Here is a 13,935-nt window from a genome sequence, read left to right as displayed (position 1 = left end):
GCGGGCGAGCCAGGCTCACCCGCCAAAGGTGTTCCCGGGGGGAAAGTCGTCGATCACCAGGCCTTGCTGATCTCCACGGAGACGAAGCGACCCAGCGGCGAAGCGGCCTGGCTGTCCCACGACAGGGTGCCGTTCAGAACGACCGGCGGATCCTTGTCGAACAGGTTCATGACGTTGGCCGAGATTCTCAGGTCCTTGGCCCAGCCGGCCTCGCGCTCGAAGGCGTAGGACGCCGTCGCGTCGAAGATCGTCTGGCTCTTGACCTTCACGTTCGGCGTGACGGCGGTGTTCAGGTAGCTGTCGGTGTAGTTGGCGAAGAGGTTCGCCGACCAGCCGTCCGAGCGCCAGCCGACTGCGCCGCGCACGCGCAGGTCGATCGGGTTGCCGAAGGTGTCCAGCACATCCTGCCAAGGCGCGCTCGCGGCGGTCTTGCGTTCCAGTTTCAGGATCTTGGCGACCTCGGTCGACACCGTCCAGTCGCCGACGGGCGTGCTGAAGGCGTAGCGGACCGAGACGTCCAGGCCGCGCTGGTCCAGCTGGCCCAGGTTCTGGCGGCGGCCGTCGATCAGCACGTTGATGTTGGCGACCGGCTCGACCGGGTTCTGCAGGTCGGGGCTGGCCAGGGCGGCGGCGACCAGGGCGTTGAAGGCTGCCGTCCCCGCCGTGTCCGACGCCGCCGGGCGGCGCGTGACGAAGGCCGCATAGACCGAACCGTTGGCCAGGGCCGTGTTCGGTGTCACGTCGATGCGGTTGTTGTAGAGGATCTTGTACCAGGTGGCCGAGACGCTGAGGCCGCTGATCGCCTTCGGCTTCCAGTCCAGGCCCGCCGACCAAGTCTTGGCCGTCTCCGGACCCAGCTGGCCGTTGCCGCCGTTGGTGAAGATGCCGCGGGTGACGCCGGTGGAAGACGTCGGGTCGGTCAGGTTCTGGATGAAGATGTTCTTGATCTGGTCGGCGCTGTCGATCAGCGACGGGGCGCGGAACGAGGTGCCATAGGTGGCGCGCAGCGTCAGGTCGGAGATCGGCGCGTAGATGACCCCGATCTTCGGGTTGGTGGTGTTGCCGAAGTCGGAATAGTCCTCGCGCCGGCCGGCCAGTGACAGCTCCAGGCGCTGCACGCCCGGCAGGGCGTTCGACGGCCCGACGATCGGCACGAACAGCTCGCCGTACAGGGTTTTGATGTCGCGGCTGTTGCGCACGATCTTGTAGGTCGCCGCGCCGCTGGCCAGGACGTTGGTCGCCTCAAGCGTCTGCTTGAAGCTGTTGTCGTGGTACTCGGCGCCCACCGCGACGCGGACCGAGCCCGCGGGCAGGTCGAAGATCGGACCGTCGGCCTTGATCGAATAGTCCTTGGCGATGTTGGTGCCCCACGTCGCGCGGTTGGCGTCGATGATGTCGAGCAGGGCGGAGTTGTTGGTGCGGTTGAACGTCCCGTCGCCGAACGGATTGAACGCGGTCGCCTGACTGCTGCTGGCGAGAGCCGCGGTGAGGGCGGCGTTGTTCAGGACGTTCTTGCGGTCCTGGAAGCCCCGGCTGATGCTGTGGTCGGCATAGGCGGCGATCCGCCATTGCTTGCCCAGATCGTAGTTGAACCCGATCGCGTTCTGCTGGGCGTTCTCGAAGCCCGTCGAGTTCGGATCGGCGTCGTCGGTCAGGCGGTATTCGACCGTCTCGGAGGTCTGGCCGGCGGGCGAGACGAACCAGGGATTGGTGTTGCGCACCGTCAGGCTGAAGAGGGCGGGCGGCGCGGCGAGGTTATATTTGCGGCGGGTGTAGAAGCCCTCGTACCAGACCTCGGCCTTGTCGCCGATGTGCTGGTGGACGTTGAACAGGATCGTGTTGCGGTTCTGTTTGGGCAGCAGGTCGGCGGCCGCCCCCTCGTCGTAGCGATTGGCCGTGCCAGCCACCAGGGCCGACGGATTGATCCCGACGCCGTTGCCGGCGGGCAGGGCGTAGCGCACGCCGCCGATGACGATGTTGCCCGGCGCGGCGGTGAAGGGACGGGCGTCCGTGCCGCCCCGCGTGGTGCGGTTCTGGCTGGCGAAGTCGCGATCCACGCCCGACAGATTGCCGCGCTCGTTGTGTTCGAACGAGAAGAACAGCTCGCCGGTGTCCCAGGTCTTGCCAAACGTTTGGCTGAACTGCTTCTGCGAGACGTTGTCGGCGAAACCGTAGCGGAAGGTGGTCTCGCCGCCGTCGAGCGAGCGGCGCGTAATCAGGTTCACGACACCGGCCACGGCGTCCGAACCGTAGATGGCCGAGGCGCCGTCCGTGACGACCTCGATGCGCGCGACGGCGGAGGTCGGGATCTGGTCGAGGTCGCCCAGCGCCTTGATGATGCCGTTTGGCGCCAGCCGGCGGCCGTTCAGCAGCAGCAGAGTGGCCTCGGGACCGACGCCGCGGAGGTTGGCGGTGCGAACGGCGGTGGAGTTGGCCGCGGCGTCCTGCGCCCCGCCGTTGAAGCTGCTGCGGCTTTCATCGGCGCCCAGGTTCAACACCTGGGGCAGCATGCGCAGCGCGTCGCTGGGTGTGCCGGCCCCGGAGGCCTTCAGGTCCTGAAGGCTTACGCCGACCGTGGGCGAGCCGGCGGCCGCCACCCCACGAATGCTGGTCCCCGTGACCACGATCTCTGAGACCGCCGTATCTTCTATGGTCGAGGGTTGTGGCGCGGTCTGCGCCTGCACGGCCGACGCGGCCGACCAGGCGGCGACGATCATCGCAAGGTGCGAGACGCAGGCGTGGCGTGAATTGGTGGTCTTCATGGCGGCCCTCCCGTGCGCCGTCCGGCGCGCCCGCCGTCGGCTGTTCTGTTTTCGGCCGAGCGAAAAATCGTTCGACGTCAAATAGTATGTTGCACAAACAATTTGAATTTCAAGTGGGCCTGCGAAAAATCGAGAACGGCGTTACGGAAGGCTGTGCGCCTTTCGCTACGGGGAGGTTGGCGCCTCAAGCCCGAGACTGTCTGTTGGGAATATAGTTTGTAATCCAAACTATTTATTGACATGACGCACTCACCCTCCCTGAATGGACGAAAGGGAGGGCGTCTGGATTCCGGTGCGTCTTTCCGCATTCCAAGTCGACTTTCTCCAGGACAACGCCGTGACTGACGCCCCCGCCGATACCCGTCCTCGCCCGCTCGAGGGCCTGAAGGTCATCGACCTGACCCGGGCGCTCGCGGGGCCCTACGCCACGCTGTTGCTGGCGGGCCTGGGCGCGACGGTGATCAAGGTGGAAGATCCGCGTGGCGGTGATCTGGCGCGGGAGAACAGCCCCTATGTCGGTCGCGACGGGGTCAGTGTAGAGCGCCGCCATGAGGACGATCTTTCGATCTCGCACCTGACCCGGGCGCGCGGCAAGTACGGCGTCAGCCTGAACCTCAAGCATCCAAAGGCCAGAGAGGTGTTCGCGGACCTGGCGCGCGACGCCGACATCGTCGTCGAGAATTTCACGAGCGGCACGGCCGACCGCCTGGGCGTGGGCTACGCGGCGGCCAAGGCGGCCAATCCGGGGATCATCTACTGCTCACTGAGCGGCTTCGGCGCGGGCGTGTCCGAAGGCAGCAAGGCCATGGACGTGCTGATCCAGGCGCTCAGCGGCGCCATGTACACCAGCGGCGGGCCGGACGATCCGCCGGTCCGGATCGGCGTTCCGATGGCCGACATGCTGGCCCCGGTGTTCGGGGTCATCGGCGTGCTCGCCGCGCTGGAGCAGCGTCGCCGCACGGGGCAAGGGCAGCAGGTCGACGTCTCGATGCTGGGCGCCCTGACCTCGTTCGTGGCGATCGAGAACTGGCAGGCTATGGCGCTGGCAGGGATGGAGGCGCGCACCGGGCTGACGGTGCAGCGCCTGTCACCGTTCGGCGTCTTCCGCTGCGCGGACGGCTATGTCTCGATCGTCGCCGTGCATGAGGGCTTGGCGCGCGGCCTGTTCAAGGCCATGGAAAACGAGGCGCTGGGCGAGGATCCGCGCTTCGCCACGCGTGACCGCCGCGTCGCCAACGCCAAGGTCCTGGAAGCCCTGATCGAGGCCTGGTCCAGCCAACTGCCGACCGACGAGGTCGTGCGACGACTGGAAGCGCAGGGCGTTCCGGCCGCGCCGGTCCGCCATCCCGCCGAGGGGCTGCACGATCCTCGCGTCCTGGCGCGGGGCGAGACCATGCCGATCACCCATCCCGCCTACACGCGCGACGACGGCTTGCTGACCAGCGGCGTGCGCGATCCAGTTCTCCGAAGGGCGCACGGGCTTTGATCAGGTGTTGCCGGTGGCGGTCGGCCAGCACAACGCGACGATCTATCGCGAACTGCTGGGCTATTCGGACGAGCAGGTCGAGGCGCTGGCGCAGGCGGGCGCGATCTGATGTCCGCGCCGATTTTGGCCTGCGTCGGGGCGGACATTCCGCGTGAACTGGTCGCCGCGGCGGGCTTCACGCCGGTGCGCCTGTCGGCCGCTACCGCCCAGACGACCGACGGCCTCGCCGGCCAGACGCCGCGCACGAGTGGGCTGGTGGCTCAGGTCAGGAACAGAGACTTCGCTGGCGTCGCCATCGCCCATGGATGCGTTGAGGACGCGCAGCTGTTCTCTGTGTTGCGCGAGCTGTCGCGGGTGGGAGGCTTCCCGGCGCCCCCGGTCGTTCACCTCGATATCCTGCACGGCGCTGAGCCGGCGGTCCGCGCCTACAATCGCGCGCGGCTGGCCAGCTTCAAGGCTTGGCTGGAGACGCTCGGCGGGCGGGCTGTCACCGCCGACGCCCTGCGCGCCGAGATCGCCGCGAGCAACGCCCAGCGCCGCAGCCTCGCCGAGGTCCTGGCCCTGCGCGCCGAGAAGACGCCGAAGTTGAGCGGCGTCCAGGCGCTAGACCTGATCCGCCACGTCAGCCAGGCCCCGCGCGAGGACGGCGACCGCGCCATCGAGGCCGCGCGCGCGCAGGCGCGGCCGCTCTCGGGCCGTCGCGTGCTGGTCACCGGCTCGCCGCATGAGACAACCGCAGTCTACGCCGCGATCGAAGCGGCCGGCTACGTGATCGTCGGCGAGGATCATGACTGGGGCGAGCCGTCGGCAGTCGTCCTGCTGGACGAAAGCCTGGATCCGTTCGACGCGCTCGCGGCGCGGTGGGAGGCGCCGCCGTCGTCCGCGCCCACGGGCTCCAGCAAAGTCCGCGCCCAGGCTCTCGCGGCCCAAGCCTCGGGGCTGGACGTCGATGCGGTTCTCCATGTCCGACTGCCGGGCGACGAGGCCTCGCCGTGGGACGTGGCCGAGACGCGAAAGGCGCTGGCCGCCGTCGGCAAGCCGCTGGCGACGCTACGACTGGATCCGGTCCCGGACACGGCCGACCTCGCCGCCAAGCTGTCGGCTTTCTTCGCCGATCCCTCCGGCCCGATCGCCCCCGCGCCGCGCGCTCCGAAGCCTGTCACCGACGGGGCGAAGCGTCCCGGCGCCGCCGCCAATGTCGGGCGGCGCAGCCAGAAGGCGCTGACCTCGACCGCCGATTTCGCGACCTGGCAACGCGACTGGTTCGCCGAGGTCCGGCGCAAGGCGGCGGAGGGGCCGTTCGCGGTGGTCAACGCCGACGCCCCGCAGGAAATCCTGCGGGCCATGGACATCCCCTATGTGGTGAACCAGTGGTGGGCCTCGATCGTGGCGGCCAAGCAGCGTGGCCGCGACTACGCCGCCCTGCTGCGGGCGGCCGACTATCCGTCCGACGTCGAGTCCTACAGCGCCCAGGGCCTGGCGGCGGCCCTCGACACGGACGTCGAGGCCGCGCCGTGGGGCGGTCTGCCCAAGCCCGACATCCTGGCCCTGACGGCGGGCTCTGACGCCGGACCCAAGCTGTTCGAGGCCTGGGCCCGCGAGACGGGCGCGGAGCTTTTCGCCTACGCGCGCTCGATCGAGGGACGCTGGGACCTGCCCCTGGAATGGTGGTCCGATCTGCCCGAGCGGTGGGAAGAGACCCTCGAGGCCGAGCGACTGGACCTGCTGACCGCCCAGCTGGAGGCCAGCATCCCGCGCCTGGAGGCGATCACCGGTCGCAAGTTCGAGCCGGCCCGCTTCGTCGAGGTGATGAACCTCGTCAACGAGCAGGAGGACTACTACCGCCGCACGCGCGACCTGATCGCCGCCACCCATCCGGCCCCGGCGGGCATCGTCGACACCATGCCGGCCACTATGGTGCCGCAGTGGCATCGCGGCTCGGTCTGGGGCCGCGACGCGGCCAGGCGTTTCTACGAAGAGGTCGCCGCGCGTGTCGAGGCCGGAGAGGCCGCGTGCCCGGGCGAGAAGATTCGCCTGATGTGGGTCGGACGCGGGCTCTGGAGCGACATGGGCTTCTACCAGCGCTGGGAGGAGAGCCACGGCGCGGTGTTCGTCTGGTCGATGTATCTGGGCCTAGCCGCCGACGGCTATCTGCGATCGTTCGAGGGCGAGAAGGACGCCATGCGCGCCCTGGCCGCGCGCTTCGTGACCATGGGCGACGAGCTGCGCATGCCGACCTGGGCGGGCGCCTGGCACGTCAAGGAAGCTCAGACCCACGGCGTGCACGGGGCGGTGGCGATCGACGACGCCGACCCCTTCGTCCTGGCCGCCCTGGAGCGCGCCGGCGTGCCGGTGCTGCGCCTGCCGATGAGCAATATGAGCCTTGAGGGCGACGCTCTGGAGGCGGCCGTCACGGCCTTCATCGAGAGCCTTTGACCATCTATCGCGACCCGTCCCATTCCCCCGTCTGGAGAGTTCCGATGAAGCTTCCGATTTTGGCCGCGACGCTGGCGGCCCTGGTCCTCCCCAGCGCGGTCGTCGCCCGTGAGCCAGCGCCCCCGCTTTATCAGGCCGTGATGGAAAGCGACCCGAGCTTGCCGACCCATACGGTCTACCGACCGGCGGACCTGGCCGCCGTGGGCGCGACAAAGCTGCCGATCCTGGCCTGGGCCAACGGCGCCTGCGCCAACGAGGGCGACGCCTTCGCCAAGTTCCTGACCGAGATCGCCGGGCACGGTTATCTGGTCGTGGCCATCGGTCCGATCGTCGGGCCCAAGCCGCCGACCGCGGGGCCGCCGCAGCGCCCTGACATGAACGCGCCGCCCAAGACCACCTCATCGCAACTGATCGACGCCATCGATTGGGCGGTCGCCGAGAACGCGCGGTCGGACAGCCGTTACAAGGGGCGTCTTGACGTCAAGAAGATCGCGGTGATGGGCATGTCCTGCGGCGGCCTCCAGGCCATCGAGGCGTCGGCCGACCCGCGCGTCACCACCACGGGCGTGTGGAACAGCGGCGTTCTGGGGACGGGAACGGGCGGCTTGCCGGGCGCCAACGTGACCAAGGCGAGCCTGAAGGCCCTCCACGGTCCGGCGATCTATGTCAGCGGCGACGCCAGCGACATCGCCTTCGGCAACGCCAATGACGACTTCGCGCGGATCGACCACATCCCGGTCGTTCGGGCCTACGAGGATGGCGTCGGCCACGGCGGGACCTATGGCCAGCCGCGCGGCGGCGCGTTCGGCGAGGTGGCTGTCGCATGGCTGAACTGGCAGCTGAAGGGCGATAAGGCCGGGCGGGCCATGTTCGTCGGTCCAGACTGCCGCCTCTGCGCGCGACCGGGTTGGCACGTCGAACGCAAGGGCCTGAAATAGGCGCGCCGAGAGGCCTCAGCCCAATTCGGCGATGACCTCGGCGGCCTCGGTGAAGGCGGTGTTGGCGGCGGGCACGCCGGCGTAGATCGCCGTCTGCATCAGCACCTCCTTCAGCTCCTCCTGGGTGAAGCCGCCTTGCTCCAAGCCGGCGCGGACGTGGAGACGGAACTCCTCCCACCGCGCCAGGCTGGCGCAGATGGCCAGCACCAGCAGGCGGCGGGTGCGGTGATCGAGGCCCGGCCGGCCCCAGATCTCGTTCCAGGCGTAGCGGGTGATCATCGCCTGGTAGTCGGCGGTGAAGGCGGTGCGCTTGGCCAGGGACTTGTCGACCCAGGCGTCGCCCAGCACCTTGCGGCGGATTTCCAGGCCCGCCTCAAACAACGTGTCCTTGGCTTCGCGCACGGCGGTCCCGCGCCGGACCTCGCGCAGGAAGTCCCGCACCGCGCCGGCCAGGGCCGTGGGCGCTTCCAGGCTGGGCAGGTGGGCGCCGCCGATCTCGACATGGCGCGCGCCCGTGACGGCGGCGACGATGCGCTCGCCATGGCCATCGTAAGGGGTGGCGAGGTCCTTGGCTCCGGTCACCACCAGGGCCGGAGCGACGATGGCCGGCAGGCGCTCCAGCAGGGCCATGTCACGGATGGCCGCGCCGCAGCCGGCGTAGCCGTCGACGCTCTGGGCCCGCATGCCGACGCGCACGGTCTCGACGACCTCAGGATGCTGGGCCCGGAAGGCGTCGGAGAAGAAGCGCCCCATCACCGCCTCGACGATCGCGCCCATGCCTTCGGCGCGGATCAGAGCCAGACGCTGGTCCCAGGTGGAAGGATCCATGGCCGGCGATGTGCAGGCCAGGATCAAAGCCTCGACCCGCTCGGGCGCCTTGGCGGCCAGGGTCATGGCGATCATGCCGCCCAGCGAGGTCCCGCACAGGCTGGCCTTGTCGACGCCGGCGGCGTCCATCACCGCCAGCACGTCGTCGGCCAGCAGGTCCAGGCTGTAGTCGCCGGCCGGCGCGTCCGACGCCCCGTGCCCCCGTGTGTCCAGGCGGATGACGAGGAAGTCCGGGGTCAGCAGCGGCACGACCGGATCGTAGAGCGACAGATCCGTGCCGATCGAGGTCAGCAGCACCAGGGCCGGTTTGTCGGCCGCGCCGTCCTGACGCCAGTAGAGGCGGGCGCCGTGCGAGATCGCGAAGGGCATCAGCGGTCCTTTTCGTAAGCGGCCAGCGCCTGGGCGACCAGCGCCGCGCTCTCGCCCGTGTCGGTCCCGACCTGGGCGGCGGCGAGGTTGGCGGCCATGCGGCCCTCGTCGACCTCCAGGCCTTCGATGACCGTGACCATGGCGGCGAGGGCGCCGTGGGTCAGTTGGAACAGTTCGGCCAGGACGGGCCCCTCGGCCTGCCAGCCGCCCAGGCCGCGCTCATGCTGCTGGGGCAGGGCCGAGACGAGGGTGGCCGCCAGATGCGGCGCGCGGATCGCCGCCGACAGGGCGACCTGGCATCCGGTCGGATTGCGCTTGTGAGCCATGGCCGAGGAGCCGCCCCGTCCGGCCTGGCGCGGCTCGAAGGCCTCGCCGACCTCGACCTGGGCCATCAGCGCGACGTCGCCGGCGATCTTGCCGATCGCGCCGGTCAGGATGGCCAGCGCGGAGGCCAGACCCGCCACCCCTTGGCGCTCGGCGTGCCAGGGGAGGGCGGGTGGAAGGTTGAGCCGCACGGCCAGCCGTTCCGCCAGCGCCGCGCCCTGTCCGTCGAGGCCGGCGCGCGAGCCGGTGGCTCCGCCGAACTGCAGGCGGATCGCGCCGATCTCGCGGTCGAACCGCGTCAGCGCGCCGGTCACGCCCGACAGCCAGGTCGAGACCTTCAGGCCAAAGGTGATCGGCAGGGCGGCCTGGAGCAGGGTGCGGCCCAGCATCGGGGTGGAGTGATGTGCGCGCGCCAGAACCGCGAGGGCGTCGGCCAGCCGCGCCGCGTCGCGTCGGATCAGCGCCGCGCCATCCCGCGCCTGCAGCATCAGCGCGGTGTCCGCGAGGTCCTGGCTGGTCGCGCCCTTGTGGACGCGCCCGGCGGCCTCCGGCGGCGACACGCGGGCCCGGAGGCGCTCGACCAGCGGAATGGCCAGGGTGCCCGCGTGGGCGGTGGCTTCGGCCAGTTCGGCGATGTCGAACGGGGACGCGCAGGCGGCTGCGATCGCCTCGGCGTCGCCTCGCGGGATCAGGCCCAGCTCGGCCTGGGCCAGGGCGAGCTCGGCTTCGAACGCCAGGGCCGCCTTCAGCAGCGCCTCGTCGCCGAACACGGCCAGCATCTCCGGCGTCGAGGCCGGTCGGTCGCGCAGCAGGGAAGGCAAGGGCGGACGACTCCGTTCAGCGTCAGATGTCGAAGAAGACCGTTTCGCCTTCGCCTTGCAAGATGATGTCGAAGCGCCAGACGGCGGCCCCGTCCTCTTCCCCCACGCGGCGGGCGATCAGCGTGTCGCGGCGCTGGGCCGGAACGAGGTCGAGGATCGCGTCGCTGGCGTTGGCGTCGTCGCCCTCGAAATAGGCCCGGGTGACCAGGCGCTTGAGCAGGCCCCGGCCGAAGACGCCGATGGCGATGTGCGGGGCGTGGCCGTCGCCGATCGCGCCGGGACGAAGGGTGCGGAAGCGGTAGATCCCGTCCTCGCTGGTCGAGGATCGGCCAAAGCCGATGAAGCCGGTGTTGCCTTCGGCGTAGCGGCCGGCCGCGTCGGCCTGCCAGATCTCGACCATGGCGTCCGGGATCACCTGGCCGTCGGCGTCGATCACCGCGCCTTCAAGGATGATCGTCTCGCCCGCGATCTCGCCCTTGGGGCTGGGCGAGGCCAGAACGTAGTGTTCGGGCGGCATAAGCTCCGGGCGCGCGCCGATCTCGCTGGTCCCGACCAGGTCGGCGCCGCCCTTCCAGGGCAGGCCGTAGTGGAAGAAGGGGCCGACCGTCTGCCAGGGTGTCTGGCCGAAGATCGCCGGATCTTGGTTGTCCTGGCGCGGGGCGGGGCGGGCTTGTTCGGGGGTCATTGGCCGTTCTCGAAAGGCGTGGCGTCACGGCCGCGCAGGACGATGTCGAAGACGTAGCCCAGGGCCCAGTTGGGTTCGGTCGTCTCGAGGTCGAAGCGCGAGACCATCCGCTGGCGGAAGGGCATGGGCACGGCGTTGGCGATCGGATCGATCTCGATCAGCGGATCGTCCGGGAAGTACATCTGGGTCACCAGTCGGGTGGCGAACGCCGGGCCCAGCAGCGACAGGTGGATGTGCGACGGACGCCACGCGTTCTTGTGGTTCCGCCAGGGATAGGCGCCCGGCCGCACCGAGATGAAGCGGTAGCGACCCTCGGCGTCGGTGATCACCCGCCCGGCGCCGGTGAAGTTGGGGTCCAGCGGCGCGTCCCACTGGTCCTTCTTGTGGATGTAGCGGCCGGCGGCGTTGGCCTGCCAGACCTCGACCACAGTGTGGGGAACGGGCCGACCGTCCTCGTCGACGACGCGGCCCGAGACGACGATCCGCTGGCCCAGGGGCTCGCCCTTGTGCTGGGTCGTCAGGTCGGCCATCGACTCGCCCATCAGCCGCGACCAGGCGTTCGCCGGGCCGGTGGTCTCGGTCAGGGTGTGGGGGATCCTGACCAGAGGTTCGCGGGGCGAGCGCGAGACGGTCGACCCGTAGTCCGGATAGAGCGAGGGCGGCTGGCCCGCGTCTTCGCGCCGATAGGAACCAGGCAGGATCAGGCTCATGAGGGTCTCCTAGACGCGCTCGAAGGCGAGGGCGGCGCCCTGGCCGACGCCGATGCAAAGGGTGGCGAGGCCGCGCTTGCCGCCGGTCGCCTCGAGCTGCCGCAGGGCGGTGAGCACCAGCCGCGCGCCGGACGCGCCCAGGGGGTGGCCCAGCGCGATGGCGCCGCCGTTGGCGTTCACGTGCTCGCCGTCGTCGGGCAGACCCAGTTGGCGCAGGACCGCTAGGCCCTGGGCGGCGAAGGCCTCGTTCAGTTCGACGGCGTCGAAGTCGCCGATCGACAGGCCAGTCTTGGCCAGCAGCTTGCGAACCGCCGGGACCGGGCCGACGCCCATGACGCGCGGTGGCACGCCGGCCGTGGCGTAGCCGGTGATCCGAGCGCGCGGCGTCAGGCCGTGACGCTTCACGGCATCTTCCGAGGCGACGATCAGGGCCACCGCGCCGTCATTGACGCCCGAGGCGTTGCCGGCCGTGACCGTGCCGCCTTCGCGGACGACGGGCTTCAGCTTGGCCAACGCCTCCAGCGTGGTCTCGCGCGGGTGCTCGTCGCGGTCGACGATCGTCGGGCCAGCCTTGCCAAGGATCTCGACCGGCGTGATCTCACCGGCCAGGAAACCGTTGGCCTGGGCCGCGGCGGCGCGCTGCTGGCTGCGCAGGGCGAAGGCGTCCTGGTCCTCGCGGCTGACCTGGTAGTCGGTGGCGACGTTCTCGGCGGTCTCGGGCATGGAGTCGACGCCATAGGCCTTGCGCATGGCTGGGTTCACGAAGCGCCAGCCGATGGTGGTGTCGTAGATCTCGGCGTTGCGCGAGAAGGCGCTGTCGGCCTTGCCCATCACGAACGGCGCGCGGCTCATGCTCTCGACGCCGCCGGCGATGACGAGGTCGTTCTGGCCCGACAGGATGGCGCGCGCCGGCGTAGCCGACGGCCTCCAGGCCCGAGGCGCACAGGCGGTTGACGGTGACGCCGGGGACCTCGACCGGATAGCCGGCCAGCAGCAGGGCCATGCGGGCGACGTTGCGATTGTCCTCGCCGGCCTGGTTGGCGCAGCCCATCACAACCTCGTCGAGGGCCGAGAGGTCGAGGCTGGGATTGCGCGCGGCCAGCGCCTTCAGCGGGATCGCCGCCAGGTCATCGGCCCGCACCTTGGCCAGGGCGCCGCCGTAGCGGCCGATCGGCGTGCGGATCCCGTCACAGAGATAGGCGGTGGTCATGCGAAAGCTCCCGCGTCGAAATCGGCCTCGGTCTTGGCCTTGATCTCGTCGAGGGTGACCCCGGGAGCGAGCTCGATCAACGTCAGGCCGCCGCCTTTGCGGTCGAGGTCGAAGACACAGAGATCGGTGATGACCATGTCGACGCAGGCCGCGCCGGTCAGGGGGAGGGCGCAGCGCTTGAGGACCTTGCTCTGGCCGGCCTTGTTGGCGTGATCCATGACCACGATGACGCGCTTGACGCCGGCCACCAGGTCCATGGCCCCGCCCATGCCCTTCACCATCTTGCCCGGGATCGTCCAGTTGGCGATGTCGCCGTTCTGGGCCACCTCCATCGCGCCCAGCACCGTCAGGTCGATGTGCCCACCGCGGATCATGGCGAAGCTCTGGGCGCTGTCGAAGAAGCTGGAGGTCGGCAGCTTGGTGATGGTCTGCTTGCCAGCGTTGATCAGGTCCGGATCGGCCTCGCCCTCATAGGGGAAGGGCCCCATGCCCAGCATGCCGTTCTCGCTCTGCAGGGTGACGTGGACGCCTTCGGGGATATGGTTGGCCACCAGGGTCGGGATGCCGATGCCGAGGTTGACGTAGAAGCCGTCCTTCAGTTCGCGGGCGGCGCGGGCCGCCATCTCGTCGCGGGTCCAGGCCATTACACGGTCTCCCGAGGACGGGTGGTGAGCTTCTCGATCCGCTTTTCGTTGATCGTCGAGCGGATGATGCGGTCGACATAGATGCCGGGCGTGTGGATCGCATTGGCGTCGAGTTCGCCGGCCTCGACGATCTCTTCGACCTCGACGATCGTCACCTTGCCGGCCGTGGCCATGACCGGATTGAAGTTGCGGGCCGTCATCCGGAACATCAGGTTGCCTTCCGGATCGGCCTTCCACGCCTTGACGATGGCGAGGTCGGCGCGCAGCCAGGTCTCGCGGACGTACGGTTCGCCCTCGAAGGTCTCGACCGGCTTGCCTTCGGCCACGACCGTGCCGACTCCGGTCTTGGTGTAGAAGGCCGGGATGCCGGCGCCGCCGGCGCGGATGCGCTCGGCCAGGGTGCCCTGCGGGTTCAGCTCCAGCTCCAGCTCGCCCGACAGGTAGAGCTGCTCGAACAGCTTGTTCTCGCCCACGTAGGACGAGATCATCTTCCGGATTTGGCCGTTGTTCAGCAGCATCCAGAGGCCGAAGCCGTCCGCGCCGCAATTGTTGCTGATCACCGTCAGGCCCTTGACGCCGGTGTCCTTCAGGGCCGGGATCAAGGTCTCGGGATTGCCCGACAGGCCAAAGCCTCCGGACATCAGGGTCATGCCGTCGAAGACGACGCCCTCCAGGGCCGCGGCGGCGCTCTCGTAAATCTTGCTCTTCATGGGGTCTCCGAA

10 protein-coding genes and 1 pseudogene are annotated in these 13,935 nt (G+C 69.5%); 3 read left to right on the top strand and 8 right to left on the bottom strand.

Features of this window, described 5'->3' with window-relative positions; all coding sequences use genetic code 11:
- Positions 1-53 precede the first annotated feature (53 nt).
- A complete protein-coding gene (locus CSEG_RS11855; protein WP_013079471.1) occupies positions 54-2,762 on the bottom strand; it encodes a TonB-dependent receptor plug domain-containing protein in 2,709 nt (902 codons plus the stop codon).
- 337 nt (positions 2,763-3,099) lie between these two features.
- Here CSEG_RS11855 and CSEG_RS11850 point away from each other — a divergent pair, with 337 nt between their 5' ends.
- The 3 genes from CSEG_RS11850 (at position 3,100) to CSEG_RS11840 (ending at position 7,622) form a co-directional block, all read left to right on the top strand.
- The gene (locus CSEG_RS11850; protein ID WP_208854783.1) at positions 3,100-4,248 is read left to right on the top strand and encodes a CaiB/BaiF CoA transferase family protein; all 1,149 of its coding nucleotides are present in this window, start codon (positions 3,100-3,102) and stop codon (positions 4,246-4,248) included.
- Between the two features lie 108 nt (positions 4,249-4,356).
- Positions 4,357-6,684: a 2-hydroxyacyl-CoA dehydratase family protein gene (locus CSEG_RS21580; RefSeq protein ID WP_013079468.1), complete on the top strand. Its 2,328-nt coding sequence runs from the start codon at positions 4,357-4,359 to the stop codon at positions 6,682-6,684.
- Between the two features lie 44 nt (positions 6,685-6,728).
- Positions 6,729-7,622, top strand: a complete 894-nt coding sequence (locus tag CSEG_RS11840) for an alpha/beta hydrolase family protein (RefSeq protein WP_013079467.1) — start codon at positions 6,729-6,731, stop codon at positions 7,620-7,622.
- 15 nt (positions 7,623-7,637) lie between these two features.
- Here CSEG_RS11840 and pcaDC read toward each other — a convergent pair whose 3' ends face one another.
- The 7 genes and pseudogenes from pcaDC to CSEG_RS11805 all read right to left on the bottom strand — a co-directional run bounded on the left by pcaDC (position 7,638) and on the right by CSEG_RS11805 (position 13,923).
- Positions 7,638-8,819 (bottom strand): bifunctional 3-oxoadipate enol-lactonase/4-carboxymuconolactone decarboxylase PcaDC, encoded by a 1,182-nt coding sequence (gene pcaDC, locus CSEG_RS11835; RefSeq protein WP_013079466.1) that lies wholly within the window; start codon positions 8,817-8,819, stop codon positions 7,638-7,640.
- Entirely contained in the window at positions 8,819-9,964 is a 1,146-nt protein-coding gene (gene pcaB, locus CSEG_RS11830) for a 3-carboxy-cis,cis-muconate cycloisomerase (RefSeq protein WP_013079465.1), read from the bottom strand. Before pcaB ends, pcaDC begins: the two co-directional genes overlap by 1 nt.
- Positions 9,965-9,986: 22 nt before the next feature.
- Entirely contained in the window at positions 9,987-10,649 is a 663-nt protein-coding gene (pcaG, locus tag CSEG_RS11825; protein ID WP_013079464.1) for a protocatechuate 3,4-dioxygenase subunit alpha, read from the bottom strand.
- Complete coding sequence (pcaH, locus tag CSEG_RS11820; protein ID WP_013079463.1) at positions 10,646-11,359, bottom strand: protocatechuate 3,4-dioxygenase subunit beta; 714 nt, start codon at positions 11,357-11,359, stop codon at positions 10,646-10,648. The genes pcaG and pcaH overlap by 4 nt, the downstream gene beginning before the upstream one ends.
- A gap of 9 nt (positions 11,360-11,368) precedes the next feature.
- Positions 11,369-12,569 (bottom strand): annotated as a pseudogene (gene pcaF / locus CSEG_RS11815) (3-oxoadipyl-CoA thiolase).
- Entirely contained in the window at positions 12,566-13,213 is a 648-nt protein-coding gene (locus CSEG_RS11810; protein ID WP_013079462.1) for a CoA transferase subunit B, read from the bottom strand. Before CSEG_RS11810 ends, pcaF begins: the two are co-directional and overlap by 4 nt.
- Entirely contained in the window at positions 13,213-13,923 is a 711-nt protein-coding gene (locus CSEG_RS11805; RefSeq protein WP_013079461.1) for a CoA transferase subunit A, read from the bottom strand. The genes CSEG_RS11810 and CSEG_RS11805 overlap by 1 nt, the downstream gene beginning before the upstream one ends.
- Between the last annotated feature and the right edge of the window lie 12 nt (positions 13,924-13,935).

Source organism: Caulobacter segnis ATCC 21756 (assembly GCF_000092285.1).
Classification (GTDB): domain Bacteria; phylum Pseudomonadota; class Alphaproteobacteria; order Caulobacterales; family Caulobacteraceae; genus Caulobacter; species Caulobacter segnis.
This window is presented reverse-complemented; position numbering and strand designations above follow the sequence as displayed.